The following is a 26,455-nucleotide window of genomic DNA, read 5'->3' on the forward strand; positions in this document are numbered from 1 at the left end:
GTGACGGGTGCGCAGGACACGTGACCCGAGGTGCTGGCGTGACCGGCGCGGTGCTCGGACTCTGGGTTGCATGACCAGCGTCTACGCGTACGGGACCGCGCACGCCGTCGTGATGGTCGGTTCCTTCGGCGCCGAGGGACTCAAGCCGCGGCAGATCGGCCCGGCGCACGCCACGATCGGCCGCGTCAACGGGCAGAGCCGCAAGGCGCTGTGCGGTGCCTACGTCTCCATCGACGAGCAGCTCCCCTGGCCTCCCGAGGGGTACGAGGACCAGCAGCTCTGCGCCAGCTGCGCGGAGCTCGCCTCGCTCTAGCTCCCCACCCCGACCCCCAACGATCGCCCTACACGGCCCACTCAGGGACACCGTCGCAGCGTCCTGGGATTGGTCCGGCTGCCGAACGGTGTGCGGCAAGTACCCGTTTCCGGCCTGAAGACTGGTCCTTAGCGCCCAATGTTCGGGGAGCAGGTGCGGTCCCTGAAGCCGCCTTCGGGGTGAGGGTTGCCGGGCGCGGCACTAGATCAGAGCGGCTGGCCGATGAGGATCTCGGTGCCGTCGGGGCGGTGGGTGTGCCATCGGCCGTCGGGTTGTCGTTCGACGCGGAAGCCGTGGTGGGCCTTGGTGTGGTGCCGCTCGCAGAGCAGCGCGCTGTTGTCCAACGACGTCTCCCCGCCGTCGGCCCAATGCACGAAGTGGTGGACGTCGCACCAGTGGGTGGGGGCGCCGCAGCCGGCGAAGACGCAGCCACCGTCGCGGTGTTCCACCGTCCGCCGCAGCGAGGGTGGGACGACGCGGTGGGAGCGGCCCAGATCCAGCGGGTGGCCGTCGGGGCCGAACACGATCCGGCTGATGCTGCCGTCGCAGGCCAGCATGCGGGCGCGGGCGGCGGAGATCTGCGCCCCGAACCCCATCTCGGCCACTGCGGGGCCTGCGGCGGGGTCGACGAGGTCGTCGAGATCGATGCGGACAGCGACGTGCGGCTTGACCGTGCGCAGGATCGGCAGCTGCCCGGCGGCGAGCGCGTTGTCGGCCAGCTGCACCAGCGCGTCGGCCTGCTGCTGGGCCCGTGAGCGGGTGTCGCCATTGGGCCGGTCGGCCTGCACGATCGACTCCAGCGCGGCCTGCAGCTTCTCCCCGCCGACGGCGTCCAGCTCGCCGCGGATGGACAGGCTGCCGTCGGCATGCTTGGACAGGGTGAGCGACCGGTCCTCGGTGGGGTCGGGCTCGGGGCCGTCGGGATCGAGCCGGGCCAGGTAGTGGTGCACCACCTGCGCCAGCTCGGCGTGCGGCCGGGTGGCTGCGACCTCGGCCAGCAGCCGGTCGACCGCGGCCAGGTCGATGCCCTGCCCGACCGCTTCGGCCTGGTTGCGAACGCCGGCGACCGGGGCGATGAGGGCCACCTGGTCGGCGGTGATCGCCCCGGCGGCGAACCCGGTGGCCACGGCCGGCAGCTGGTCGACCGCGCGGCCCACCCGCACGAGCCGACCGATGTCGCCGGCCGAGAGCCGGGCGTGGCTGCGCAGCCAGGACCGCATCGACTTCAGCCCGTCGTGCTCGGCGGCCTGAGTGGTGTCCGCGCGGCGCACGGTGCGCGCCAGCTCGGCCTCGAGCCTGTTCCGCAGCGTGGTCAAGCGGGCGGTGCGCTCCAGGTGCTGGTGATCGCCCAGCCCGTCCAGGCTCTCGCCGGCCAGGGCGTCGACCGCGGCCTCCAGCACCGCCAGCGCCTCACCCGTCCCGGTCGAACACACGTACGAATAATACTCGACCCGACTCGGGTGCGCATCCGAAATCCCCAGGTCAGCGCCCTGTCCACACCCACGACCAGAGCTTGACGGCGTCCGGATCTCCAGCGTCCGGTCGCACATGAGCGCCGGTCACGCGCGCACAGCCGCGCCCAGCGGCACCTCGTCACGCAAGGACGCGGCATGCCCCGTCCCGCGGTCGACCACGCAGGTCAGGCACCGGTCACCCTCAGCCGCCGGCGACCGAGGGCAGGATCTGCACCACGGCGCCGTCCTTCACCGGGGTGTCGAGCCCCTTCGAGAACCGCACGTCGTCGCCGTCGACGTAGACGTTCACGAAGCGCCGGATCGCGCCGGTCTCGTCCCGCAGCCGCCGCGCCAGCAGTGGATGTCCCTCGGCCAGCCGGTCCAGGACGTCGCCGACCGTCCCCTCGGCGACGTCGACGTCCACGTGCCGGGCGCCGTCCACCAGGTTGGCCAGCGCGCCCGGCACCAGCACCTCGATGCTCACGGGAGCCGGGCCGCGCGCACGGCCAGGACGTCGGGCAGGTGGTCGGCCACGAGGGTGAACGTGTCCCCCTCGTCGGCGCTGGCGTAGACGCAGCCGTCGCGGGTGCCGACGTAGAGGCCGGTCACCTCGTGGTCGTCGGCGCAGAACGCGTCGCGCATGACGGCGCTCCAGTTGTCGTCGGGCAGCCCCTGCCCCACCTCGGCCCAGGTCTCCCCGGCGTCGCGGGTGCGGTGCACGCGGAGCCGGCCGTCCGGAGGGACCCGCTGCATGTCGGCCACCAGCGGGACGACCCAGGCGGTGCCCGGCGCGTGCGGGGACGCGACGATCGGGAAGCCGAAGTCCACCGGGAGCCCGTCGGCGATCGACACCCACTGCTTGCCGGCGTCGTCGCTGCGGAAGACGCCGAAGTGGTTCTGCGCATAGAGCCGGTCGCGGTCGCGCGCGTCGACGGCGACCTTGTGCACGCACTGCCCGTACTCCGGCAGCGGGTCGGGCCCGAAGACGACGGTGATGCCGCGGTTGCGGGGCTCCCAGGCGTTGCCGCCGTCCTCGCTGACGTAGACGCCCCCGGTGCTCATCGCGACGAGCACCCGGTCGGTCTCCGGGTCGGGCACGATCGTGTGCACCGCTCCCCCGCCGCCGCCCGGTTCCCAGGTCGGCCGGTGCGGGTGGTCGTAGAGGCCACGGACCAGCTCGAACGAGCAGCCGCCGTCGGTGCTCCGCCACAGCGAGTGGGGCTCGCAGCCTGCCCACACGACGTCGGGCCGGTCGGCGCTGTCCGGGCGCAACTGCCAGACCCGGGCCAGGGCGGCGCCGGTGTCCTCCGGGAAGCTGATGGCGCCGTGGTCGGTCTCCTCCCACGTGGTCCCGAGGTCGTCGGACCACATGACCGTCGGCCCCCAGTGCCCGTACTGGATGCCCGCCAGCAGCCGCGGCGGCGACCGGCGGGCGTCGATCGAGACGGCCGCGACCTCCTGAGCGAGCAGGTGCGGACCGTCGACGGTCCAGGCGCGTCGGTCGTCGTCGCTACGGGCGAGCCACACCCCTTTGCGCGTACCGATGGCCAGCAGGTCTGTCATGACGCCCCTCCGGGATCGACGGATCGAGGTGAGGGCGACCGTAGGACCGGTGACCGACAGGATCGATGCCTTCCGGCGCGGTGCGGCCACCCTCTACGACTGAAGACCGTCGGAGGGCGGGAAAGTCAGCGGCGGGTGGCGCCGCCGCCGGGCTGGTCGGGGTCCTGGATGCGCCGGGTGCCGTCGTCGCGCAGACCGTGATGCTCGTCGCGACGCGTCTCGTGGTGGCCGTCGGACGTGAGGTCCGGCGCGATCTTCTCGGCGCGCGCCCGCAGCTCCTGCGCCTCGGCTGCCTGCTCACCCGCGCGGGCGGCCCGCTCGCGCGCCTCCTGCTCGGCCAGGGCGGTCCGCTCCTCGGCCTCGGCGCGCTCCCGGCGGGCCCGTGCGGCCTGTTCCTCGGCGAGCGCCTGGTCCTTCTCGGCCCGGGCCGAGAGCACCTGGGCCTCCTGCAGGTGCTCGCGCGCCTGCTCCCGCTTCTTGAGCTTCGTCACCCGCGAGCGCTTGGACAGCGCCAGTGCCAGCACCAGGAGCGCGACGACGATGGCGACGACGATCAGGACGATGACCCACGTGTCCACGGCAATCCCTTCTCGACCCCGTGGCCCGTCCCTGCCCTTCCCTGTCCGGACGGAAACGCCCGAACACGGAGGTCAGCTCACTTCAGCGCGCTGCCCGCCTGCCACTCCGCCCAGGGGATGGTCCAGTCGTAGATCGGGGAACGGAGGTCGCCCGCAGCGGAGTTGCGGATCTCCACGACGTCGCCCGGCTGGGAGAAGTTGAAGAACCACGCGGCGTTCTCGGTCGACATGTTGATGCAGCCGTGCGAGACGTTCTCCCGCCCCTGCTGCGCCACCGACCAGGGCGCCGCGTGCACGAACTCGCCGCTGTCGGAGAGGCGGACGGCGTACTCCACGGGTGTCCGGTAGCCGTCCGGGCTGTCGACGGGGACGCCGTAGGTGCTGGAGTCCATGATCCGGTTGCGGTTGAGCTCGGTGACCACGTGCGGCCCGTTGTAGCTCGGGTTGTCGGGGCTGCCCGCGCTGATCGGGAACGTCTTCACCAGCTGGTCGCCGTCGTAGACCTGCATCTGGTACGACGCGGCATCGGCGATGGAGACGTGTCGCTCGCCGATGCTGAAGCTGACGGTGCGGTCCTTCTCGCCCCAGATGCCGCCGCCGAAGTCCACCCCGTAGAGCTTGGCGTCGAGCGTCACCTCGATGTTCTCCGGCCAGTACTCCGACGGCCGGAAGTGCACCTCGGAGTCGTTGAACCAGCTCCAGACGCCGTCGGTGGGCGTGGTGCTGGTGACGACCAGGTGGCGCTCGACCGCTGCCTTGTCGACGACGGGGTCGTCGAACCACACGCGGATCGGCATCCCGACGCCCACGGTCTGGCCGTCGAGCGGGCCGATGGACGGCGTCGAGACGGCGGCCGGCGTCACGGTGGTGAAGGTGGACGTCGCCGTCGTCGGCTCGTCGTCGGCGTTCTCGGCCGTCGCGGTGAGGGTGTAGCTCGTTCCGTACGCCAGGGGCGCCTCCGGCGTCCATACCGCAGCTCCCGACTCCTCCGCGGGCGGCGTCACCGTGCCCCGAACGGGAGCCCCCGCGCCGTCGACGAGGGTGGCCTCGGTGAGTTCGCCGTCGGTGACCGCGATCTCCAGGGGCAGCACCGGCGGGACGTCGGCCGAGCCGTCGGCGACGGCGAGCGAGATCTGCGCCGGCTCGGCCGCCTCGGTCGTCGGCGCGGCATCCGAGCCGCCGGGGTCGTCCCCGCTGCAGCCGGTCAGGAACAGCAGTGCTCCTGTGGCCATGATGGCAGCTGTCCGTCGCACGTCCCCCGGCTCCTCTCACGTGGCTCTCCCACCGGGGACCGCCCCGGGCGGAGGTGAACCGGAGTCCAGTGTCCACGCCCTGGCCAGGAAAGTATGGAGTCGAGCGTCACTGCGGGCGGCCGCTGGGGGCCCCGCGGGCGCTGGTATCGTTCCCTGTCGTTGCCCAGCAGCCTGGGCGACACGCGCCATTAGCTCAATTGGCAGAGCAGCTGACTCTTAATCAGCGGGTTCGGGGTTCGAGTCCCTGATGGCGCACTCTGCAGGATCCTGACCAGCGGCGATGTCCACGGACGTCGCCGCTTCGTCGTTTCCCGGCCCCGGTGCATCCGGGACGGCGCCCGGCTGCGAACACAGCACGTGTGGTGGTTCGCTCCCGAGCAGCAGCGCTGGGTCATCCAGCCCCTGATCGATGCCGGCATGGCGCAGGACGCGATCTGCGCGCTGCTCTACCGGTTCGCCGTCGACGCCGACGGTCTCGAGGTCGTGCACGACCAGCCCCCGCCGATCCGCGCTGCCTGGACGCACACCATCGACCGGATGCTCATGCTTCCCGGACCGGTGGACTAACCGCGCGACGTCCCCGCGGGAGCGTCGGCCGGGGGTCGTGGGCCGCTGAGCCGCCGCCAGAGCCAGCTCGACGCCTGCCGGCGGCCGGTCACCAGGTAGTCCAGAACGCCGTCGACGACCAGGGTCGTCTGCAGCGCCCGGCGGGCGGCCGGCCAGCCGGCGAAGAGCAGCTCGTCGCCCGGCGCCAGCTCGAACTCCGACTCCGGCGCGAGGGTCGCGTCCTGACCGCGGAGGACGAGCAGCGGGACGGTGTGAAGCCGCTCCTCCCGGTTCTCGGGATTGCGCAGCAGGTCGCCGAGACGCGCCTCGCCCGAGGCGAGCCAGCCGCCGACAGCGGGCGCCTCGTGGATGTTGAGACGGACCTTCCAGAGCGCCTGCAGCCGGTCGCCGCAGACGTCGCTGAGCCGGTCGACCAGCGCCTCAGCCCATGCGTCGCCCCTCGCCGGCATGTCCTGCAGGAACCGGTAGAGCAGCGGGGTCGAGAGCTGGGCGTAGACGTCGTGCGCGATGACCTCGGTCGGCACGAGCAGCGCCTCGAGCTCCATGGCGGCGAACAGCGGAGCGCTCGACGGCCGGTTCTGCCGCGCGGCGATGAACAGCCCCGGGTTGGTGCGCCGGGCGGCCGCGACGAGGGAGAGATTGGTGACGTCGTTGTCGGTGCCGGCGACGAAGCCGACGGCGTCCTCGAGCCGCACACCCTCGAGCACGCCTGGCTCGAAACCGCCGGCGACGACGACGTCGTCCACGTCGTCGTGCGGGCTCGGGTCGATGACGGTCACGTCGATGCCCTGCGCCCGCAGGTCGGAGGTCAGCTCGCGCCCGAGCCGGCCGTAGCCGCACACGACCCAGCGGCCGCTGCGGGGCGGCGACCCCCGCTGGGGCAGCGGTGCGCCGGGACCGCTCTCCAGCCAGGTGAGCAGCTGGTAGGACGCCGGGGACTGCAGGGCCAGGCGCACGTGGTCGCCGAAGACGTCGAACGGGTTGACGACTGTGGGTGACCCGAAGGCGCGCATCCGTTCCACCATGGTGCGCGTCGTGGCGCGGGCGATCACCGGGAGGTCGGGGCGCAGCAGGACCGCGGCCATGACGACCGCGAGGTTGGCCTCGTCGTCGTCGGTCAGCGCGACGACCGCCTCGCAGCACGGGTGGTTCAGCCCCGCCACACCGAGGTGACCGGGGTCCCGGGCATCGGCGGCCAGGCCCGGGACGTCGCCGTGGTAGCTCTCGAGGTCCAGTCCGTCGATCCGGTCGGGGTCGCGGTCGAGGACGACGACGCGCCGGCCGAGCTTGTCCATCGAGTGCCCGAGCAGCTCACCGGCCCGGCCGTAGCCGGCGATCAGGACGAACGGCTCGGCGAGCCGGCCGACCTTGCGGGAGAAGCGCTGCAGCGCCAGGGCCTGCCGGAACGACCGGTCCTGCAGCAGGGCGAGCAGGGAGCCGATGGCGTACGCCCACCCGATCACCGTCAGGTAGATCGAGATGGTCACCCACATCCGCTGGTTGTAGGTGAACTCGTACGGGATCTCGCCGAAGCCGATCGTCGTCGCCGTGTAGCTCATGACGTAGATGGCGTCGAAGAAGCCCATGCGCCAGGGCCGGCCCTCGCCGTCCACGCCGGGGATGAGCGTCAGGCCGAGCACGCTGATCGAGAAGATCGTGATGAGCACGATCAACGGCGCCCGCATGCGCCGCAGGACCAGGAAGATCGTCTCCGACGCCTTGGACGACGACGCCGCGGCGGCCAGCAGCCGGGCCCGCCGGGCGCGGCGCTCCTGCTCCTCGCGCTCGACCCGGCGGCTCCAGAAGGCCAGCAGCGGATTCCCCACAGCGCGCCTCCGGATCAGCCGCGGTGGAACGAGACGGTCTCCACGACCAGGAGGACGACCGAGACGACGTTCGCCAGCAGCGCGCCACCCGACAGCGAGACGATCGCGGCCATGAACTGCTCGGTGAGACCCGCGGACGAGACGTAGGTGGCGTAGCCGTACACCAGGGCGGCCGCGATCAGCTGGAGTGCGGCCACGAGGCTGGTGGCCAGGTGGACGGCGCCGATCTGCGTCCGGTCCCCGAACTTCAGCACCAGGGCGATCAGGTTGACGATCACCGCCGCGAACAGCTCGTACCGGTTGTGCACCTCGGGATCGCGCATGTCGCCGATGAAGAAGCCGAAGTTGAGCGTCGCGGCGAGCAGCACGAAGAAGCCGAAGACCACCTTCTCCAGGTTCACGCAGGCCTCCCGCCGCCGTCCGACGCTGCCCCGATCCTGTCGTGCCGCACCCGGTTGCGCGCCCTGGCGCAGGACTTTTCCGCCGAACAGGCGTCACCTCCGCAGCGGTCGCTCGTTCCCCTGAGCAACCTGGCCCTGCCTGTCGAAGGCCTTCCCGATTGGCTCGAGATGACTCCCACCACCCGACCCGGACGGCGGATCGCCCGCTCCCTGGGCGTCGCGCTGCCGCTCCTCGTCGCCGTCACCCTCGCCCAGCCGGCCCACGCCGCGCCGCCGGAGGACAAGCCCGGCAAGGGTCATGGCCGACCGGTCGCCGAGCAGCCGGCCGCCCCTGCCGGTGCCTTCGACTACACGCGGGTGCAGGGCCTGAGCACCGACCGGTACGGCACGGTCAAGGAGACCCTGAACCTGCCCATGCGCGACGGCACCGATGTGTACATCGAGGTCACCCGACCGGCCGACGAGGCCGGCCAGCCCCTCGACGGGCAGTGGCCGGTGATCCTGGAGGCCAGCCCGTACCACGGCACGCTGGCCGACCGGGAGGGCAGGCGGATCCTGCCCGACCCGAAGGACGCCGACGGCGTCTCGCTCGGCCTCACCGGCTACTTCGTGCCCAAGGGCTACGCGGTCGTGATGATGGACCTGCGTGGCACCGGCAAGAGCGACGGCTGCCTGGACCACCTCGGCCCCAAGGACGCCCAGGACCTGAAGGACGTCGTCGAGTGGGCCGCCTCCCAGCCGTGGTCCAACGGCCGGGTCGGCATGACCGGGCACTCCTACGTCGGCTCGACCCCGTCGCTGGCTGCCGCCACGGACCCGGAGGGCCTGGTGACGATCGTGCCCAGCGCCGGCATGGCGACGATGTACGACCACCAGTTCCAGGCCGGCGTCCCGTACTTCCTGCAGTGGGCGGCCCCATGGAGGCCTACGAGCAGATCGCGCTCGAGCGCGACCTGCCCGGCGGCGAGCACTTCGGTGACAAGCCGGAGGAGACCGGCTGCGGCCTGCCGCAGAGCTCGCTGACCGCCGGCGAGGCGCAGCTGTCCGGCCAGTACACCTCCTGGCACGGCGAGCGCGACTGGCGGGCGGCCGCCACCGCCGCCGACATCCCGGTGTTCATGGTCCACGGCGTCAACGACAACGCCGCCCGCGTCGCCGGCATGAAGTGGTTCACCGACCGCGGCGGCCGCGACGGCGACAAGATCTGGCTGGGCCAGTGGGACCACGGCTCGGGCTGCTGCCCCACCCGCCGCGGCATGCAGTGGACCTACGCGCTGCACGCCTGGTTCGACAGCCACCTCGCCCAGCGCGCCGTCGACACCGGCCCCGCCGCCGAGCTGTTCCTCTCCGACGGCACCTTCGAGGGCGGCCGCACCGGCGACCGGACGCAGGTCATGAGCGACACCCAGTGGCCGCCGTCCGGTGCCTCGATGCTGACGCTGCACCCCTCGGCCGACGGCACGCTCGGCGAGACGGCTCCGCTCACCCCGGGCTCGGCCGGCTTCACCGGCGACCCGTCCGGATTCGCCGACCCGCAGGGCACCGGAGGCGTCGACTTCCGCACCGAGCCGATGGCCCAGGACACCGTGCTGGCCGGCCAGCCGCTCATGGACCTGGTCGCGTCGGTGACCGCGCCGCGGGTCCACCTGATCGGCACGCTCTACGACGAGAGCCCGGACGGCGAGCGCCGTCGGATCAGCCAGTTCGCCATCAACCCGGAGCTGCGGGTGGGTGTCGCCACCCCGAAGCCGGTCGTCCCCGGCCAGCTCATGAAGATGCAGCCCCCGGCTTCGCCATGGCCCACAACCTGCGCGAGGGCCACCGGCTGACGCTGCGCTTCACCACCTCCGACCCCGACAAGGTGCCGACCTTCGCGGTCGACCCGCGGGTCACCATCGCCACCGGCCCCGGTGGCACCGTGCTGCAGGTGCCGGTCGTGGGCGCCCCGGCCCTGGCCGAGGACACGGTGCCCTTCTCCCTGGACGACGGCACGGGCGGCGGCCCCGCCCAGCCCGAGCAGACGGCTTCGGTGACCCCGGCACTCGGCGGTCCGGCCCGGACGCCGGCAACGGTGGCCTTCCACGAGTTCGACGTGCAGGAGGGCTTCGACAACGCCGCGCTGCTGGCCAGCGCGGTGCCGAGCCTCGACGCGGACATCGACCTGTACCTGCAGCGGCAGAACGCCGACGGCACGTGGAGCGCCGACCTCGCCTCGGGCGGCAGCCCCAGCCTCACCGACGAGCAGCTGCGCTTCGCCGATCCGGCACCCGGTCGCTACCGGCTGGAGGTGCACAACTGGGCCGGCGCGCCAGGCACCCGGGTCGACCTGACGCTGACCTTCCTGAACGCCGCGGGCGAGGCCGGCTGACCCGGAAGGCCGGCACGGGGTCCAGCGTTGACCCGGTGTGGGCAACGAGGTGGAGGTCGTCGTCATCGGCGCCGGTCAGGCCGGGCTCAGCACCGCCTGGGCGCTGGCCAGGCAGGGCTTCGCGCCGGAGTCGGAGTTCGTCGTCCTCGATGCCGACGACGCGCCGGGTGGCGCCTGGCAGCACCGCTGGCCGTCCCTGACCGTCGGCACCACCCACCGCGTGCACGACCTGCCCGGTCTCCCCTTCGAGCCCGACGCCGACGAGCTGCGCGCCGCCGACGCCGTCCCGGCGTACTTCGCCGAGTACGAGCGGCGCTTCGGGCTGCCCGTCCACCGGCCGGTCCGTGTCCGGGCCGTCCGCCGCACGGACGACGACCGGTTCCGCGTCGAGACCGACGCCGGCCAGTGGACGACGCGGGCGGTCGTCAACGCCACCGGCACGTGGAGCCGCCCGTTCGTGCCCCGCTACCCCGGCCAGGAGAGGTTCCGCGGCCGCCAGTTGCACACCGTCGACTACCGCTCGGCCGACGAGTTCGCCGGGCAGCACGTCGTGGTGGTCGGCGGCGGCGCGTCGGCGACCCAGCTGCTCGGCGAGATCTCGACGGTCACCGGCACCACCTGGGTCACCCGACGTCCCCCGGTGTGGCGGGAGGGCCCGTTCGACGAGGACGCCGGCCGGCGGGCCGTGGCCCTGGTCGAGCAGGCCGTGCGCGAGGGACGTCGTCCCGGCAGCGTCGTGGGCGTCACGGGGCTGCTCACCTCTACCCCGTACGTACGTGAGGCCCTCGACCGCGGCGTCCTCGAGCGGCTGCCGATGTTCGACCGCATCACCGAGGACGGCGTCGCGTGGGCGGACGGCAGCTTCGTCCCTGCCGACGTGATCCTCTGGGCCACCGGTTTCCGCGCTGCGGTGGCCCACCTCGCGCCGCTGCGGCTGCGCGGCCCCGGCGGAGGCATCCGGATGGACGGCACGCACGTCGCCGGCGAACCGCGCATCCACCTGGTCGGCTACGGCCCCTCGGCCAGCACGATCGGCGCCAACCGGGCAGGGCAGTCCGCCGCGCGGCAGCTGCGCCGGCTGCTGCGCGGGCCGCGGGAACTGCCCCGCAGCGCCTGACCGGCCGGTTCAGGGAGCGTTCAGGGTCTGTTCAGGGCTTCCCCCGATGTGTCCGGCGGGGTCGGCCCGACAGGCTCGCCGGCATGACTTCCCATCTGCTCGCCGCCCGCGGGGTGATCGCATGATCGTCGCCCGCGGACTCACCAAGACCTACGGCGCCACGGTCGCCGTCGACGGCGTCGACTTCACCGTCGAGCCCGGCCGGGTGACCGGCTTCCTCGGGCCGAACGGCGCCGGAAAGTCCACGACGATGCGCATGATCATGGGCCTGGACCGCCCGACCGCCGGCAGCGTCACCGTCAACGGGCGCCGGTACCAGGACTCGCCGGCACCGCTGCGGGAGGTCGGCGCGCTCCTGGAGGCGAGAGCCCTGCACCCCGGCCGCTCGGCCCGCGACCACCTGCGCTGGCTGGCCGTGAGCAACGGCATCCCGGCCGCCCGGGTCGACGAGGTGCTCGGCCTGGTCGGGCTGGCCGACGTGGCCGGCAAGCGCGTCGGCACGTTCTCCCTCGGCATGGGTCAGCGGCTGGGCATCGCCGTCGCCCTGCTGGGCAACCCGCCGATCGTCGTCCTCGACGAGCCGGTCAACGGACTGGACCCCGAGGGCATCCGCTGGGTGCGCACGCTGGCCCGCCGGCTCGCCGCCGAGGGCCGCACGGTGTTCATCTCCAGTCACCTGATGTCGGAGATGGCGCTGATCGCCGACCACCTCGTCGTCGTCGGTCGCGGCCGGATCCTCGCCGACTGCTCCATGTCCGAGTTCATCGCCGACCACGCCGCCTCGTACGTGCGGGTGCGGAGCCCCCAGCGCGGCGAGGTGGCCGACCTGCTGCGCGCACAGGGCCTCGACGTCGCCGTCCACGACGAGGAGTTGCGCGTCCAGGGGCTCGACGCCCCGGCGGTCGGCGAACTCGTCGGCGGGAGCGGACTGCTGCTCCACGAGCTCACCCTCGTCCGGTCCTCGCTCGAGGACGCCTTCATGACTCTGACCGCCGACAGCGTGGAGTACTCCGCCGCGCCGACTCCCGCAGGGATGACCCGATGACCATGACCGACACCTCCGCCACGGTCGTCCTGGACCCGAACCGCAACGTCCCGGGCGTCCGCCGCCAGGGCATCGGCGACGCACTACGGGCCGAGTGGATCAAGTTCTGGACCGTGCGCTCCACGTCGTGGTCGATGGTCGCGATGTTCGTGCTCGGCGCCGGGCTCACCGTGCTGGTCCGCGCGACGAGCGCGGAGTGGCTGGCCGGCGGCGAGGCCGACGAGAACCCCGCGTCGTTCGTGACCTGGGGGATGATGTTCGCCCAGATCACCGCGATCGTCCTGGGCACGCTGGCCGTCACCAGCGAGTACGGCACCGGGATGATCCGTGCGACCCTCGCCGCGACGCCGTCCAGGGGCACCGTGCTGGTCGCGAAGGGCGTCGTCCTCAGCGCGACGCTGTTCGTGGCCGGCACCCTGACCGCGTTCGCCGGGTACGTCGGCGGCAACTGGTTCCTCGACAACGAGGGCGTCGGGATCGCGCTCTCCGACGAGGGCGTGCTGCGGGCGATGTTCGGCAGCGGCCTCTACATGGCCGGGCTGGGCCTGCTCGCCGCGGCCGTGGGACTGCTGGTCCGGCACACCGCCGCCGCGCTGTCGATCGTGCTGGCACTGGTGTTCGTCGTCGGCACCATGGTGTTCCTGCTGCCCGGCGCGTGGGGCGAGTGGCTGGCCAAGCTGATGCCGGGCAACGCGGGCTCCGGCATCACCGCACCGGTGTCGTTCAACCCGAACCTGCTGGACCCGTGGATCGGCTTCGCGGTGTTCAGCGGCGAGGTGGCCGTCGTCCTGCTGGTCGCCTACCTGGTGTTCCGGCGTCGGGACGCCTGACCGGTGAGCGTCATCCGGGGCCGGCCGCCCGGCCGGCCCCGGGAGGTACCAGCCGTCGCCGCCGACCGGCACCTGCGACAGCTGCCGTGGCAGGTACTGGTCGAAGAACATCCGGGCGGTCAGCTCGTGCCGGCTCCCGACACCGAGCTTGGCGTACACCTTCTTCAGGTGGTCCTGCACCGTGGTCAGCGAGATCGACAGGGTGGCGGCCACCTCGGGGTTGCTGTGGCCCGAGACGACCAGCCGGGCCACCTCGCGCTCCCGCGACGTCAGTCCGTACGCCTCGGCGATCACCTCCGCGAGCTCGTACGGCCCGACCGGCTCGATGACCAGTGCCAGCCGGTCGGGGCCGGTCTCGGCCGCTTCCAGGACGTCGACCTGCACGCTCATCCATCGACCGGTCCGCAGCCGCACGCGCGCCGACTGCCGACGGCCCCCCGCTGCGATCAGCCGGGAGACCAGCATGACGACGCCGACCGGCAGGCCCTCGACCCGGCTGTCGGGCATCTGGTCGAGCAGCACCCGCGCCGCCGCGCTGGCCATCTCGACCTCGACCTGGAGGCCGTCGACCCGCAGCACCGCCAGGCCCGGCCCGTCCTCGGCGTCGCGGTGCGCGATCTCGCTGACCAGCAGCGTGCGGCGGACGGCGGCGGCGATGTCCGGTGCGAGCGCCGCGACCAGCTCGATCTCGGCCGCGCTGAAGTCGGTGGCCCCGGCCTCGCGGAAGAAGGCGAAGGCTCCCCACGCCTTCCCCCGGTCCCGCAGGACCGCCCGCAGCTCCGGACCCATGCCGGCGGGGACGTTCACATCGCGGTACCGGGCACTGGTCTCCGGCCGCCCGCCGGTACGGCGGTGCAGCGTGGCGACACCCGTCCGGTCGCGGGCCAGTGCGGGGAGCAGGTTGACGTCCTGGCCGCCGACCTCGAGCTCGAGCAGCCGCGGCAGGAGCTCCAGGGGCAACCCCTCGTCGTGGAAGCCCCCGGTGTTCATCAGGGTCGCTGGGTCCAGCAGGAGTCCGCACCACAGGTCCGAGGGGACGGCGCGGTCGAGCACGGGGACCACCTCGCGGAACAGCGCGAGCGGATCGGTCGCCTTCCGGCAGAGCCGCTCCACCCGATCGCGAACCGTGGCCGCCGGGGGCATGGGGCGACGGTAGGACGGTGCGCGGGTCGCAGGAACCCCCGGTTCAGGGATGTCGCGAGGCGGACGGTCGGCCGCACCCTTCGACCATGACGACCACCGAGCAGAGCGCGCCCTTCGTCACCGGCCCCGAGGAGGGCCGCGCGGTCTGGCACATCGACAACCTCATGACGTTCAAGGCGCTGGCCGAGCACACCGGCGGGCGGCTCGCCGCGTGGGAGCAGCTGCTCCCCCACCACTCCTCGCCGCCGCTGCACGTGCACCACGACGCCGACGAGGCCTGGTTCGTCCTCGACGGCTCGATCACCTTCCGGGTGGACGGCGACGAGGTGACCGCGGGCGCCGGCAGCTTCGTGTGGGCGCCACGCGGTCTGCCGCACACCTTCCGGGTGGACTCCCCGACCGCACGGGTGCTGGGGCTGGCCCTCCCCGGCGGGTTCGACCGGTTCGTCGTGGCCACGGGCCGCCCGGCGGAGGCCCTGACCCTGCCTCCGCCGCCGGACGGGCCACCGGACATGGGCGCCCTCGTGGCGGCTGCCCGCCAGCACGGCATGGAGGTGCTCGGCCCGCCGCTCACCTGAACCCGGGCGGCAGGCAGAGTGGAGACGTGACGTCCTCCGACCCGGCCGCTGAAGGCCGCCGCCGCGCCGACGAGTTCCTGGCCCTGCTCACCGCGGACGACCCCGCCGCCGACGCGGTGCTGAGCGACCTGGCCGAGGTCCGGGACCTGGTGTTCCTGGGCGCCGGCCTGACCGCGGTCGCCCGGGCCGAGGCGCGTGCGCTGCCCCCGGCCCAGCGCGCCCAGGCCAACACCCGTCAACTAAGGCTCGGCCTGCTGCGCGACGCCAACCGCGCCGACCCGGAGGGGCTGCGGACGTGGCTGCGCCGCTCCGGCGAGGAGATCCTGCTCCTCCGCTCCCAGCGGGACATCGCCGACCGGGTGGCGGCCTACGAGCGGGATGCGCTCGGGACCCGTGCGGCCGCGGAGGCCAACGGGAGCGCCGCGGCCAGCACCGCGCCGACCACCACGTAGGTCCAGTCCAGCCCGATCCCCGCGGCGAGGAATCCGAGGGCCAGCGCGCCGGTCGCCGTCCCGGCGTCGAAGCTGATGTTCCACATCGCGCTGGCGGTGGTGGTGCCGCGCGCGCCGGCCCGGGCGAACGCCGTGACCAGGGTCAGGTTCTGCGTCGCGCCGAAGCCCGCGCCGAACACGGCCGCGCCCAGCAGCACCCACGCGTCACCGGCCCACAGCCCCGCGGCGGTGAGCACCATGCCGGTCGCGGCCAGACCGAGCGACATCGGCAGCAGCAGGCGGGCGCCGAGCCGGTCGGCGAGCAGGCCGGCGCGCCAGCGGGTGAGCGCGCCGGCTCCGCCGAAGAGCAGCAGCGCGGCCGTCGCGAGCACGCCGTCCGGACGCTCGATCGGCAGGAAGGTGACCAGGCCGCCACCCGCCAGGGTCACGACGAAGAGCACGAGCGAGGGCACGAGCGCGGCGCCCGCCGCCGCCCGGCCCGCGCCGGCCGGGCCGGCTGCGGGCTGCGGGCCGACCGACCGCACCAGCAGCGGCACGAGCGGGATGCCCAGCACCGGCGAGGCCGCCAGCCAGGACAGCCAGCCCACGTGACCGTCGAGGACCAGCGCGACCCCGGCCGGGACGGCGACCAGATTGGGGACGGCGATGGCGAGCCCGTACAGCCCGATCGACTCGCCGCGGCGCTCGGCGGGGGCGACCTGCGCGGCCAGCGTCGCACCGAGCACCGTGAGGACGGCGAATCCGGCACCGCGGACCGCCGACAGGGCGCTGATCCAACCCAGCCCGTCGCCCAGCACGTAGAACGGCGAGGGCAGGCCCATGGCCGCCAGCCCCCCGACGAGCACGGGCGCCACGCCGTACCGGGCGGTGAGCGCGGGAACGGTCAGCTGGACGGCGATGGTCGAGACCAGGAACACCGCGGTGACGACCCCCGCCGTGCTCGCGGTGGCTCCCCGCGCACGGCGTAGACCGGCAGGGACGCCAGCGTCAGGCAGTAGCTCGCGAAGCCGAGGACGGTGACCCCGATGAGGGCCTGCATGCCGCGCGCCCGCCACAGCGACGCGCTCATCTCGACCGTTCCTCGACTCACCCCCGAGGGTAGGCAGGACGCATGCAGCTGCTCACGGTGGGCCACGGCCCGCAGAACCGGGACGCGCTCGGCGCGCGCCTGACCGACGCCGGCGTGGACCACCTGGTCGACGTCCGCCGGTTCCCGGGCAGCCGGAACAACCCGGACGTCTCGCGGGAGGCCCTGGAGTCGTGGGTGCCGGCGCTGGGCATCGGCTACCGCTGGGAGGAGCGGCTCGGCGGCCGCCGGAGCGTGCCGAAGGGCGCGCCGGTCGAGGACGGCTGGTGGACCGTCACCCAGTTCGCCGCCTACGCCGCGCACACCCGGACCGAGGAGTTCGCCGCCGCCCTCGACGAGGTGCTCGCGGAGGCAGGCACGGTCGCCGTCATGTGCAGCGAGAGCGTGTGGTGGCGCTGTCACCGGCGGCTGATCGCGGACGTCGCCGTCCTGGCGCGAGGCGTGCCGGTGGAGCACCTCATGCCCGACGGCCGGCTGACGCCCCACCGCCCCTCGGAGGGTGCGGTGGTCGACGCCGCCGGTCAGCTGCGCTGGCCTGGCCCGCGATGATCAGGTTCCCTGATCGCACGGCGTCCTCCCTCACCGTCCACAGTGAGGGAGGACGCTCGTTGATCAGGGAACCTGATCAACGCGTGGCACGCGGTCAGCTCATGTGCGGGTAGCGGTGGTCCTTCGGCGGCACCAGCGTCTCCTTGATCGACCGGGTGCTGGTCCACCGCTGCAGGTTTTGCGGCGCGCCGGCCTTGTCGTTGGTGCCCGATGCCCGGCCACCCCCGAACGGCTGCTGCCCGACGACGGCGCCGGTGGGCTTGTCGTTGACGTAGAAGTTCCCGGCGGCGTGCCGGAGGAAGTTCTGCGCGTGCGCGATGGCCGCGCGGTCCTGGGCGATGACCGAGCCGGTCAGCGCGTACGGGGCCACGGACTCCATCTGGGTCAGCACCGCGTCGTAGTCCGCGTCGTCGTAGACGTGCACCGCGAGCACCGGTCCGAAGTACTCGGTCGTGAAGACCTCGTGCCCGGGGTCGGTGCCCTCGATGATCGTGGGCCGCACGAAGAAGCCCTCGCTGTCGTCGGCCGTGCCGCCGGCGACGATCGACAGCGCCGGGTCGTCGTCCACCCGGTCCAGCACGCCGGACAGCTTGGAGAACGACTTCCGGTCGATCACCGCGCCCATGAAGTGGGAGAAGTCGGTGACGTCACCCATCGACAGCGACTCGGTGGTGTCGACCAGGTCGTCGCGCAGCCGCGACCAGACGCTGCGCGGGACGTAGGCCCGCGACGCCGCGGAGCACTTCTGCCCCTGGAACTCGAAGGCGCCGCGGACCAGCGCGGTGCGCAGCACGTCGACGTCGGCCGACGGATGGGCGACGACGAAGTCCTTGCCGCCGGTCTCACCGACGATCCGCGGATACCCCCGGTACGAAGCGATGTGCTCGCCGACGGTCCGCCACAGGTGCTGGAACACCGCGGTGGACCCGGTGAAGTGGATGCCGGCGAGGTTGCGGTCGGCCAGCGCCACCTCGGAGACGGCGATCCCGTCACCGGTCACCATGTTGATCACGCCCGGGGGCAGGCCCGCCTCCTCCAGCAGCCGCATGACGAAGTGGGCGGCGAACTGCTGCGTCGGCGCGGGCTTCCAGACCACCGTGTTGCCCATGAGCGCCGGCGCGGTCGGCAGGTTGCCGGCGATCGCGGTGAAGTTGAAGGGCGTGATGGCGTAGACGAAGCCCTCGAGCGGGCGGTGGTCGACGCGGTTCCAGACGCCGGGCGAGGAGACCGGCTGCTCGGCCAGGATCTGCCGGGCGAAGTGCACGTTGTAGCGCCAGAAGTCGATCAGCTCGCACGCCGCGTCGATCTCGGCCTGGTACGCGGTCTTGCTCTGGCCGAGCATGGTCGCGGCGTTGAGCGTCTGCCGCCACGGCCCGGCCAGCAGGTCGGCGGCCTTGAGGAACACCGCGGCCCGGTCGTCGAACGACAGCTCCTGCCAGGCCGGCGCGGCGTCCAGCGCGCACCGGACGGCCTCCTCCGCGTCGGCGTGGGTGGCGTTCGCCGACGTCCCGAGGACGGCGGCGTGCCGGTGCGGCTGGACGACGTCGAAGCGCTGCCCCCCGGCCATCCGCTGCGTGCCGCCGATGGTGCTGGTCAGCTCCGGCTGCTCGCCGGCCAGCTCGGCCAGCCGGGCCTCCAGCTCGGCGCGCTCCGGCGAGCCCGGGGCGTAGTTCTTGACCGGCTCGTTGTGCGGGGCCGGGACACGGGTGACGGCGTCCATCGGGACCTCTCTCAGGACAGCGATTCAGGAACGAGTGATCAGCGAGCGGAGGAAGAAGGCGACGTTGGCGGGGCGCTCGGCCAGCCGGCGCATGAAGTACCCGTACCAGTCGGAGCCGTACGGGATGTAGGCGCGGACGGTCGTGCCGCCGTCGGCCAGCCGGTGCTGCTCGTCGGGGCGCATGCCGTAGAGCATCTGGACCTCCCACGAGTCCGCGGCGCGGGAGTGCTGGGCGGCCAGCTCGTGGGCGCGGGCGATCACCGCCGGGTCGTGCGAGCCGACCATCGGGTAGCCGGGCCCGGCCATGAGGATCTCGAGGCAGCGGGCGTAGGCGGCGTCGACGTCCTTCTTCTTCTGGTGGGCGACGGTCGCCGGCTCGTTGTAGGCGCCCTTGACCAGCCGTACGCGGGAGCCGCTGACCGCCAGCGCCTTGGCGTCGTCCTCGGTGCGGAAGAGCATCGCCTGCAGGACGGCGCCGGTGCCCGGGTGCTCCTTGCGCAGGTCGCCCACCGCGGCCAGCGTCGAGTCGACGGTGCGCGAGTCCTCCATGTCGAGGGTCACGGTGGTGCCCATGGCCGAGGCCGCGTCGACCACCGGCCGGACCGTCTCGACCGCGAAGTCGTGCCCGCCCACGGGCAGGCCCTGGCCGCAGGCCGACAGCTTCATCGACACCTCGGCGACCGCGCCGAGCTGCAGCGGCTCCAGCGCCTCGAGCAGCCGGAGGTAGGCGTCGCGGGTCCGGAGCGCCTCGGCGCGATCGGTGACGTCCTCGCCGAGGAAGTCCAGGGTCACTCCGATGCCCGACGACGTCAGCCGGCGGACGGCGGCCAGCGCGTCGTCCAGGGTCTCGCCGGCGACGAACCGGTCGACCACCTTGCGGGTGGCCGGGTTGCCGACCACGGCGCGGCGCAGGCCGGGACGGCGCGATGCCGCGAGCAGGGCCTTCGACAGGACCACGGGACCTCCACGAGCGACGACGGTTCCGCCTCGACGGTAGGCACGCCCACTCCTTCGGGCCAGGGACAGATGTCCAGAAGGAGTGCCCGTGCTCTCATACATGTGTACAGGAGGAGGTGGCATGCGGGACGACCTGCAGGAGCTGGTCGACGAGGTGTCGCGCGTGCTCGCGGCGCCCGCGACTCTCGAGGACGCCGACTTCACGCTGCTCGCCTTCTGCGCGCACGACGACCGGGCGGCCGGCGCGATGGACGCCGTCCGCACCCGGTCGATCCTGACCCGCGGCTCCCCGCCGGAGACCCGGCGCTGGTTCGAGGAGTTCGGCATCGCCTCGGCCGAGGGCCCGCTGCGCACCCCGGCCGACGACGCGGCCGGCATCCTGACCCGGCTGATGCTCCCGGTCCGGCACGGCGGCCGCACCCGTGGCTACCTGTGGCTGCTGGACGGCGGGCGGATCGACCCGGGCGCCGTCGACGACCCGGCGCTGGCGACCGCGCTCGACCTGGCGGCCGCCGCCGGGCGGCTGCTCGCCGAACGCGCGGACGACGACGACCTCGGGCGGCCGCTGGCCGAGGCGCTCACCGGCCGGACCTCAGCGCGGGCCGCGGCGGCGCGCACCCTCGCCCACGCCCTCGGAGACGACACCGCGCAGGTCCTGGTCGCGTTGACGCCCGGACCCGGCGGCCTCCCCGACGGCTGGCGCCTGCCCGCTGCCGGCGCGGTCGCCACCGCGCTCGACGCCGGACCGGTGGCCGTGCTGCTCCCGCTGCCGACGCCGGCCGACCTGCGCCCGGCCGGTGCGCTGACCGCGTCGTCGCTGGCCCGGCTGCCGGCCGGGAGCACCGCCGGCGTCTCCCAGGTCCGCCGCGGCACGAGCGACCTGCCGACGCAGTGGCGCGAGGCGTGCGCCGCCGCGCGCGTGGCCGCCGCCGTGACGGCGTTCTCCCCGGTGGCGCACTGGGCGGAGCTGGGCGCCTGGCGGCTGGTGACCGAGCTGTCCGGTCCCGATCCGACAGTCGTGCCGCTGCTCGCCGACCCGGTGCTCACCGGGACCGCCGAGGTGTTCCTCGACTGCGGGGGCAGTGCGTCGAAGGCGGCCGAGGCGCTGCGGGTGCACCGCCAGACGCTGTACTACCGGCTCTCGCGGATCGCGGCGGTCACCGGACTGGACCTCGCCGACGGCGAGGCCCGCCTCCTGCTGCACGCCTCGCTCCGAGCCGCCCGTCTCGCCCGACCCGGGCGGCCCTAGGCTCGGGTGCGATGAGCGCGGATCGGTCGGATGTGCTGCGGCAGCTGCGCACCGGCACCGCGCGCCAGCACGAGACGCTGGAACGCTCGCTCGACCTGCTGGACCCCGGCCTGACCCGGGCGCGGTTGGTCGAGGTGCTGGCCCGCATGCACGGTTTCTGGCTCGCCGCCGAAGCCGGCCTGGAGGAGTGGGCAGCGCGGCATCCGGCGGACGCCGCCGGCGCCCGCTGGCCGGCACGCCGCCGCGCCGGCCTGTTCGCCCACGACCTGCTCGGCCTGCGGGCGCAGCCGGCCCACTCCGGCCCGGACCTCGCTCCGGTCGCCGGCACCGACGAGGCGCTGGGACGCATGTACGTGCTCGAGGGCTCCACCCTCGGCGGGACGGTCATCGACCGGCACCTGCGTGCGCTGCCGCAGTTCGCCGGCGTCCGGCTCCGGTGCTTCTCCCCCTACGGCGCCGACACCGGCGCGATGTGGCACGCCTTCCGGCGCACCGCCCGCGGCCGGGTGGCGGCCGGTGGGAACGCCGAGGCGATGGTGGCCGGGGCGCGCGACACCTTCGACGCCCTGGCCGCCTGGTGCCGCCCGGGTCCCGTGGACCCGCCGCCGCTCACGCCCGCAGCAGGCCGATCCCCAGGATGACCGTCGCCACCGCGAGGGAGAGCCCCCGAGCAGGGTCAGCGACAACATGCCGTTGGGCTTCTCGCTGTCCGGCCGCACGATCGACAGGAAGAAGCCGAGCGGCATCAGGATCGGCGCGAGCGCGAAGCCGATCCGCACCACGGTCCTCAGCCCGTCCGACAGGGCGGCCTGATCGACGTAGAGCAGGCCGACGAGGGCGAAGACGATCCAGACCCCGGCATGCGCGTGACCGGCCCGGAACAGGTGCCGTCGCACCGGGTTGTCGAGGTATCCGGGAAGCCTGCGGGTGATCATGGCCAGGAGGGCGAGCCCGCCGACCTCGACCGTCGGGACGGCGATGAGCAGGATGGCGGCCACCCGGATCGATGACTCCGACATGTCGTCCCCCTTCGCGGGCGCGGTCGCTGGTGCTGCGGCTCGGCCTCAGCCGGTCTCGGGCGCCCGGAAGCTCGGGGTCAGCCCGTCGTCCGGCGGCCCGCCGACGTCCGGCAGCGGCCCCTCGTCCTCGGCGGCGCGCACGGCCGCGATGGTCTCCGCGGGGGTGCTGATCGGCACGCTGCCGGCGTCGCGCTCGAGAGCGGCGAGCAGTCGCTCCTCGTCCGGGGCGAGGTCGCCCGGGCCCAGGTGGCCCCCCGGCCCGCCGGCGTCGGAGCCGGAGGCCATGGCGGTGTCCGGGGTGGGGTCGGTCGGGTCGGTCACACCGATGCTCCCTCTCTTCATGGCGGTCAGCGGGGGAAATTCGGCTCGAGCCGGGGGACGATCTGCATCTCGGGCACGAAGGCCGAGGGGTGCAGGAGCAGGAGGGTGCGCACCATCTCGGCCACGGCCGCCGGCGGCATCATCAGGTGGGCGGGGATCCCCCACTGCTCCATCATCGGGGTGTCCATCGCCGCCGGGATGACCGCCTGCACGCGGCAGGGGAACGGCCGCTCGGTGCCGTCCGCCTGCCGCACCGCCTTCTCCCGCAGTTCCCGCTGGATGCACCGGGTGGCGTTGAGGAAGCCGGCCTTGGAGCCGTTGTAGGCGATCGCGCCGCTGCCGGAGGTGATCGCGGACAGCGAGACGACGTGCACGACGTCGGCCGTGCGCTCCTCGGGCAGGTGCTGCACCCGCTTCATGAACTCGCTGGTGAGGAAGATCGGCCCCTCGCAGTTGACCGCCTGCACGCGGCGGTAGTCCTCGAGGTCGATGTCGGTGATGTAGCCGGGCCGGTCGATGCCCGCCACGTTGACCAGCACGTCGAAGGCGTTCCCGTGCCGGTCGAACAGGTCCGCGACGACCTGGCGCCGGCTCCCGTCGTCGGCGACGTCCAGCGGTACGACGTCCGCGGACCCACCCGCCTCCTCGATCTGCTCACGGGTCCGTTCGCTGCCGTCGGCATCGATGTCGGCGACCACCACGTGCGCCCCCGCCTCGGCCAGGGCGATCGCGGTGGCCCGCCCGAGCCCGCTCGCGGCGCCGGTCACCAGCGCCACCCGGCCCTTCAGTGCCGCGGCAGCATCCATCCCGTCGTCCTCCGATCCGGCGAGCTGTTCCACGAGCGACTTCCCTCGCGGGACACCCTTCCGGAAGACGGCGGCAGCCGCAGGTCGGCGGTCAGCTCCGGACGACGACGCGACCGCCGGCCTTCGCGCCGCGGACCAGCTGGCCGGGCGTGGCCCACACGTCGGCCAGGGTGACGGTGCGCAGGCCGCGCTCCTCGATCAGCTCCAGCAACTCGTCGTAGACGGTGGTCACCGTCGGCTGGTTGGCGTGCCCGACGATGATCGCCTGCGGGTGGAACCACTTCCGCGCCGCGATCATCAGCTCCTCGCCGGTGATGATCCGGGCGTCGTCGAGGGTGCCGTTCCACATCACGACCGTCGGATGGCCCAGGTCGGCGGAGATGCGGTCGATCCGCTCGTCCCGCGCACCGAAGGGCGGCCGGAAGAACGGGCTGTCGCGGACGCCGAAGGTCACCCGCAGGAAATCGCGGTTGCGGCGGATCTCCTCGGCCACCTCGGCGTCCGACAGCGTCGTGAGATCGGGGTGCGACCAGGTGTGGTTGCCCAGAGCCACCTGCCCGGAGTCGACGAGGGGCTGGAGCGCGGCCTTGTTGTCCTCCCAGGAGCGGTAGCAGCCGTTCGGGAAGAAGGTCAGCCGGATCCCGGTGTCCGCCGCCAGCTGGACGAACGAGCCGACGACCTCGGAGTCGGTGCCGTCGTCGATCGAGAGCGCGAGCGCCGTGCCGTTCCCGGGCAGGACGTCGACCACCCCCACGGGCGGCAGGACCGCGCTCGGCGCCGGAACGCGCGTGGACGTGACCGCGGCGGCCGGCGCAGGCGCCCGGCTCGGCGTCGGCCGGGTGTCCGCGAGATCGGCCGTCCCGTGCCCGACGGCGGCTCCGGCCAGGCCGGCGGCGAGGGCGAGCAGGAAGCCACGGCGGTCCATGGCGCGGAACGTAACGACCGCCCCACCAGCACCTTTGGACCCACGAGGCGACGCGCCGGACCCGTTCGGAGCGTGTCCGGGCAACGTCGGACAGTGATGAAGTCGATTACAGAGCGCTATATCACGGTCACAACCGTCTGTGATCGGCCCCTCACCCGGAGGAGGGGAAGTCGGTCGGGGCCATGTACTCGAACCGTCAAGCACCTGACACTGCGTACCGAACCCATTACGCACACGGAAGTCCAACTCTCCACACGGAGGTGCACTGCATGATCAGCAACCCGCGGGGCACGACCCAGGAGGCGCCGGCCTACGGCGTCACCTGGGGCGGCGTCCCCATGTTCGCGCGGCGGGCGATGACCGTCGGCGTGGCGACCCTCGTGGCCGCCGGCGTCGCCGGGCCCGCCAGCGCCGCCACCACCGCCTCGGCGGCCGAGAGCGTCTCGGTCATCGTGCGGGAGGCGGCCGGCGCCGGTGACGCGGCCGAGCACGCCGTCGCCCGCTTCGGCGGCACGGTCGGCAAGCAGCTGGAGATCCTGGGCGGATTCACCGCCGAGGTGCCCTCCGACCGGCTCGGCGCGCTGCGCGCCGTCGCCGGCGTGGAGTCGGTGACCGAGGACGCCGGCCTGAAGCTCTCCACCACGAGCATCAAGGACTTCGCCGACCAGAACGGCTCGCTCTACACCATCGCCAACAAGGTGACCGGCGCGTCCGCGATGTGGGACGCCGGATACACCGGCAAGGGCGTCGACGTGGCCGTCATCGACTCGGGTGTCGTCCCGGTCGAGGGGTTCAAGACGCCGGGCAAGGTCGTGTACGGCCCGGACCTCACCCTCGAGGCCGCCACCCCGGCGAGGAACCTGGACACGTACGGTCACGGCACGCACATGTCCAGCATCATCGCCGGCCGCGACTCCGCGGTGGCCGGGACCGGCAGCGGTGACGACGCGAACTTCGTCGGCATGGCGCCGGACGCCCGGATCGTCAGCATCAAGGTCGCTGACGCCAAGGGGCAGACCGACGTCTCGCAGGCCATCGCGGCCATCGACTGGGTCGTGCAGAACCGCAACAAGAACGGCATGAACATCCGTGTTCTCAACCTGTCGTTCGGCACCGACGGTGTCCAGGACTACGTGCTCGACCCGCTCTCCTACGCGGCCGAGCAGGCCTGGCACAAGGGCATCGTCGTCGTCGTCGCGGTGGGCAACGAGGGCTTCGGCACCCAGAAGGTCAACAACCCGGCCTACAACCCGTTCCTCATCGCCGTCGGCAGCAACAACGCCAACGGCACGGCCGACACCGCGGACGACGTCGTCTCGGCGTTCTCCAACGACGGTGACGGCACCCGCAACCCCGACCTGGTCGCCCCCGGCGAGAAGGTCCTGGGCCTGCGGAGCGGAGGGTCCTACCTGGACACCACCTACCCGGCCGCCCGCATCGGGGACCGGCTCTTCCGCGGCAGCGGCACCTCGCAGGCCGCCGCCGTCGTCTCCGGTGCCGCGGCGCTGCTGATCCAGCAGCGTCCGGACATCAAGCCCGACCAGGTGAAGGCGCTGCTCACCGGCACCGCCAACCACATCCCGGCGGCCACCGCTGCACAGCAGGGCGCCGGCCTGGTCGACCTGGTCGAGGCCAAGGATGCGCCGACCCCGGACACCGTGCAGTCGTTCAAGGTGTCCACGGGTCTGGGCTCCCTCGAGGCCGCGCGTGGTTCGGTCCACGTGTCGGTCAACGGGAAGCTCGTGAAGGGCGAGATCGACGTCCGCGGCAAGGCGATCGACGTCCGGAAGCTGGCCGAGGGCATCAAGGGCGGCCTGAACTGGAACGGCATGACGTGGTCGGGCATGACCTGGTCCGGCATGACCTGGTCCGGCATGACCTGGTCCGGCATGACCTGGTCCGGCATGACCTGGTCGGGCATGACGTGGTCCGGCATGACCTGGTCCGGCATGACCTGGTCCGGCATGACGTGGTCGGGCATGACCTGGTCCGGCATGACGTGGTCGGGCATGACCTGGTCCGGAAACGAGTGGGCCTAGTCCCCTGACGGTGGCGGACGGCGGCGGTTCCCGCCGGCGCCGTCCGCCACCGTCGTCCTCTCGCAGTCCGGAAGGCACACGACGGTTCGCCCGTCGTGTGCCTTCCAGGTGAGCGAGAGCCTGTGTCGTTCCGCCCGCCGTCCAGCCTCCTGGGCACTCCTCACCCCGAGGGGGGACGGCGACCCGCAGAAGTGCTGCAGAAGTCAAGAACCAGCTGGTCAGCGTCGATGAGAACCCGACAGGTCCGGGCAGCCCGCGACGAACCGAGGGAGGTGCATGGCATGACCCGCGACGA

At 73.0% G+C, this 26,455-nt stretch carries 28 protein-coding genes, 1 tRNA gene and 1 pseudogene; 15 read left to right on the forward strand and 15 right to left on the reverse strand.

What is annotated here, in order from left to right:
• Positions 1–70: 70 nt before the first annotated feature.
• On the forward strand, positions 71–313 hold the full coding sequence (locus MVA48_RS09175) for a hypothetical protein (protein WP_246988058.1): 243 nt from the start codon (positions 71–73) through the stop codon (positions 311–313).
• Positions 314–519: 206 nt separating this feature from the next.
• On the opposite strand, the gene MVA48_RS09180 is transcribed toward MVA48_RS09175, so the two are convergent.
• From MVA48_RS09180 to MVA48_RS09200, 5 genes are all read right to left on the reverse strand, one after another.
• Entirely contained in the window at positions 520–1,746 is a 1,227-nt protein-coding gene (locus tag MVA48_RS09180; protein WP_371821204.1) for an HNH endonuclease signature motif containing protein, read from the reverse strand.
• Between the two features lie 223 nt (positions 1,747–1,969).
• Positions 1,970–2,251, reverse strand: coding sequence for a ubiquitin-like small modifier protein 1 (locus tag MVA48_RS09185; RefSeq protein ID WP_246988060.1), 282 nt, complete (start codon positions 2,249–2,251; stop codon positions 1,970–1,972).
• Positions 2,248–3,330, reverse strand: a complete 1,083-nt coding sequence (locus MVA48_RS09190) for a WD40/YVTN/BNR-like repeat-containing protein (RefSeq protein WP_246988062.1) — start codon at positions 3,328–3,330, stop codon at positions 2,248–2,250. The genes MVA48_RS09185 and MVA48_RS09190 overlap by 4 nt, the downstream gene beginning before the upstream one ends.
• A gap of 125 nt (positions 3,331–3,455) precedes the next feature.
• Positions 3,456–3,908 carry a hypothetical protein gene (locus MVA48_RS09195; RefSeq protein WP_246988064.1) on the reverse strand — a complete coding sequence of 151 codons (453 nt, stop codon included), beginning with the start codon at positions 3,906–3,908 and terminating at the stop codon, positions 3,456–3,458.
• Between the two features lie 77 nt (positions 3,909–3,985).
• Positions 3,986–5,140 (reverse strand): L,D-transpeptidase, encoded by a 1,155-nt coding sequence (locus MVA48_RS09200; protein WP_246988067.1) that lies wholly within the window; start codon positions 5,138–5,140, stop codon positions 3,986–3,988.
• A gap of 203 nt (positions 5,141–5,343) precedes the next feature.
• On the opposite strand from MVA48_RS09200, the gene MVA48_RS09205 reads away from it, so the two are divergent.
• Positions 5,344–5,416 (forward strand) — tRNA-Lys (locus MVA48_RS09205).
• 102 nt (positions 5,417–5,518) lie between these two features.
• Positions 5,519–5,728, forward strand: a complete 210-nt coding sequence (locus MVA48_RS09210) for a hypothetical protein (RefSeq protein ID WP_246988069.1) — start codon at positions 5,519–5,521, stop codon at positions 5,726–5,728.
• Here the strand turns inward: MVA48_RS09210 and MVA48_RS09215 are convergent.
• Positions 5,725–7,554: a potassium channel family protein gene (locus MVA48_RS09215; protein ID WP_246988071.1), complete on the reverse strand. Its 1,830-nt coding sequence runs from the start codon at positions 7,552–7,554 to the stop codon at positions 5,725–5,727. The two genes, MVA48_RS09210 and MVA48_RS09215, sit on opposite strands and share 4 nt — an antisense overlap.
• A 14-nt stretch (positions 7,555–7,568) precedes the next feature.
• On the reverse strand, positions 7,569–7,955 hold the full coding sequence (locus MVA48_RS09220; protein ID WP_246988073.1) for a DUF6394 family protein: 387 nt from the start codon (positions 7,953–7,955) through the stop codon (positions 7,569–7,571).
• A gap of 168 nt (positions 7,956–8,123) precedes the next feature.
• On the opposite strand from MVA48_RS09220, the gene MVA48_RS09225 reads away from it, so the two are divergent.
• From MVA48_RS09225 to MVA48_RS09250, 6 genes are all read left to right on the forward strand, one after another.
• Complete coding sequence (locus tag MVA48_RS09225; RefSeq protein ID WP_246988076.1) at positions 8,124–8,978, forward strand: CocE/NonD family hydrolase; 855 nt, start codon at positions 8,124–8,126, stop codon at positions 8,976–8,978.
• Positions 8,873–9,784: a CocE/NonD family hydrolase C-terminal non-catalytic domain-containing protein gene (locus MVA48_RS09230; RefSeq protein ID WP_246988078.1), complete on the forward strand. Its 912-nt coding sequence runs from the start codon at positions 8,873–8,875 to the stop codon at positions 9,782–9,784. The genes MVA48_RS09225 and MVA48_RS09230 overlap by 106 nt, the downstream gene beginning before the upstream one ends.
• Positions 9,751–10,323 (forward strand): PPC domain-containing protein, encoded by a 573-nt coding sequence (locus MVA48_RS09235; RefSeq protein WP_246988080.1) that lies wholly within the window; start codon positions 9,751–9,753, stop codon positions 10,321–10,323. Before MVA48_RS09230 ends, MVA48_RS09235 begins: the two co-directional genes overlap by 34 nt.
• A 37-nt stretch (positions 10,324–10,360) precedes the next feature.
• Positions 10,361–11,440 (forward strand): FAD-dependent oxidoreductase, encoded by a 1,080-nt coding sequence (locus tag MVA48_RS09240; protein WP_246988082.1) that lies wholly within the window; start codon positions 10,361–10,363, stop codon positions 11,438–11,440.
• A 121-nt stretch (positions 11,441–11,561) separates the two neighbouring features.
• A complete protein-coding gene (locus MVA48_RS09245) occupies positions 11,562–12,485 on the forward strand; it encodes an ABC transporter ATP-binding protein (protein ID WP_246988084.1) in 924 nt (307 codons plus the stop codon).
• A complete protein-coding gene (locus MVA48_RS09250; protein ID WP_246988085.1) occupies positions 12,482–13,315 on the forward strand; it encodes an ABC transporter permease subunit in 834 nt (277 codons plus the stop codon). Before MVA48_RS09245 ends, MVA48_RS09250 begins: the two co-directional genes overlap by 4 nt.
• A gap of 177 nt (positions 13,316–13,492) precedes the next feature.
• Here MVA48_RS09250 and MVA48_RS24085 read toward each other — a convergent pair.
• Positions 13,493–14,458, reverse strand: a pseudogene (locus MVA48_RS24085) (helix-turn-helix transcriptional regulator); the annotation flags it as partial.
• A gap of 86 nt (positions 14,459–14,544) precedes the next feature.
• On the opposite strand from MVA48_RS24085, the gene MVA48_RS09260 reads away from it, so the two are divergent.
• Both MVA48_RS09260 and MVA48_RS09265 read left to right on the forward strand, forming a co-directional pair.
• Positions 14,545–15,036: a quercetin 2,3-dioxygenase gene (locus MVA48_RS09260; protein ID WP_246988089.1), complete on the forward strand. Its 492-nt coding sequence runs from the start codon at positions 14,545–14,547 to the stop codon at positions 15,034–15,036.
• A gap of 26 nt (positions 15,037–15,062) precedes the next feature.
• On the forward strand, positions 15,063–15,488 hold the full coding sequence (locus MVA48_RS09265) for a hypothetical protein (RefSeq protein WP_246988091.1): 426 nt from the start codon (positions 15,063–15,065) through the stop codon (positions 15,486–15,488).
• Here the strand turns inward: MVA48_RS09265 and MVA48_RS09270 are convergent.
• Positions 15,404–16,405 (reverse strand): MFS transporter, encoded by a 1,002-nt coding sequence (locus MVA48_RS09270; RefSeq protein WP_246988094.1) that lies wholly within the window; start codon positions 16,403–16,405, stop codon positions 15,404–15,406. The two genes, MVA48_RS09265 and MVA48_RS09270, sit on opposite strands and share 85 nt — an antisense overlap.
• Positions 16,372–16,557: a hypothetical protein gene (locus tag MVA48_RS09275; RefSeq protein WP_246988096.1), complete on the reverse strand. Its 186-nt coding sequence runs from the start codon at positions 16,555–16,557 to the stop codon at positions 16,372–16,374. The genes MVA48_RS09270 and MVA48_RS09275 overlap by 34 nt, the downstream gene beginning before the upstream one ends.
• 42 nt (positions 16,558–16,599) lie before the next feature.
• Here MVA48_RS09275 and MVA48_RS09280 point away from each other — a divergent pair, with 42 nt between their 5' ends.
• Complete coding sequence (locus tag MVA48_RS09280; RefSeq protein WP_246988098.1) at positions 16,600–17,124, forward strand: DUF488 domain-containing protein; 525 nt, start codon at positions 16,600–16,602, stop codon at positions 17,122–17,124.
• A 94-nt stretch (positions 17,125–17,218) separates the two neighbouring features.
• On the opposite strand, the gene pruA is transcribed toward MVA48_RS09280, so the two are convergent.
• The gene (gene pruA / locus MVA48_RS09285) at positions 17,219–18,844 is read right to left on the reverse strand and encodes an L-glutamate gamma-semialdehyde dehydrogenase (protein ID WP_246988100.1); all 1,626 of its coding nucleotides are present in this window, start codon (positions 18,842–18,844) and stop codon (positions 17,219–17,221) included.
• Between the two features lie 24 nt (positions 18,845–18,868).
• A complete protein-coding gene (locus MVA48_RS09290) occupies positions 18,869–19,801 on the reverse strand; it encodes a proline dehydrogenase family protein (protein WP_246988102.1) in 933 nt (310 codons plus the stop codon).
• Between the two features lie 121 nt (positions 19,802–19,922).
• On the opposite strand from MVA48_RS09290, the gene MVA48_RS09295 reads away from it, so the two are divergent.
• Complete coding sequence (locus MVA48_RS09295; RefSeq protein WP_246988104.1) at positions 19,923–21,050, forward strand: PucR family transcriptional regulator; 1,128 nt, start codon at positions 19,923–19,925, stop codon at positions 21,048–21,050.
• Positions 21,051–21,061: 11 nt separating this feature from the next.
• Positions 21,062–21,691 (forward strand): biliverdin-producing heme oxygenase, encoded by a 630-nt coding sequence (locus tag MVA48_RS09300; RefSeq protein WP_246988106.1) that lies wholly within the window; start codon positions 21,062–21,064, stop codon positions 21,689–21,691.
• A gap of 423 nt (positions 21,692–22,114) precedes the next feature.
• Here the strand turns inward: MVA48_RS09300 and MVA48_RS09305 are convergent, their stop codons facing one another.
• The 3 genes from MVA48_RS09305 to MVA48_RS09315 are packed head-to-tail and all read right to left on the reverse strand — an operon-like array spanning position 22,115 to position 24,121.
• Positions 22,115–22,390, reverse strand: coding sequence for a hypothetical protein (locus MVA48_RS09305; protein ID WP_246988108.1), 276 nt, complete (start codon positions 22,388–22,390; stop codon positions 22,115–22,117).
• A 26-nt stretch (positions 22,391–22,416) separates the two neighbouring features.
• A complete protein-coding gene (locus MVA48_RS09310) occupies positions 22,417–23,229 on the reverse strand; it encodes an SDR family NAD(P)-dependent oxidoreductase (RefSeq protein WP_246988110.1) in 813 nt (270 codons plus the stop codon).
• A 58-nt stretch (positions 23,230–23,287) separates the two neighbouring features.
• Positions 23,288–24,121 carry a polysaccharide deacetylase family protein gene (locus tag MVA48_RS09315; RefSeq protein WP_246988112.1) on the reverse strand — a complete coding sequence of 278 codons (834 nt, stop codon included), beginning with the start codon at positions 24,119–24,121 and terminating at the stop codon, positions 23,288–23,290.
• 269 nt (positions 24,122–24,390) lie between these two features.
• Here MVA48_RS09315 and MVA48_RS09320 point away from each other — a divergent pair, with 269 nt between their 5' ends.
• Positions 24,391–26,160, forward strand: a complete 1,770-nt coding sequence (locus MVA48_RS09320; protein ID WP_246988114.1) for a S8 family serine peptidase — start codon at positions 24,391–24,393, stop codon at positions 26,158–26,160.
• Positions 26,161–26,455 lie beyond the last annotated feature (295 nt).

It is taken from the genome of Blastococcus sp. PRF04-17, from assembly GCF_023016265.1.
GTDB lineage: Bacteria > Actinomycetota > Actinomycetes > Mycobacteriales > Geodermatophilaceae > Blastococcus_B.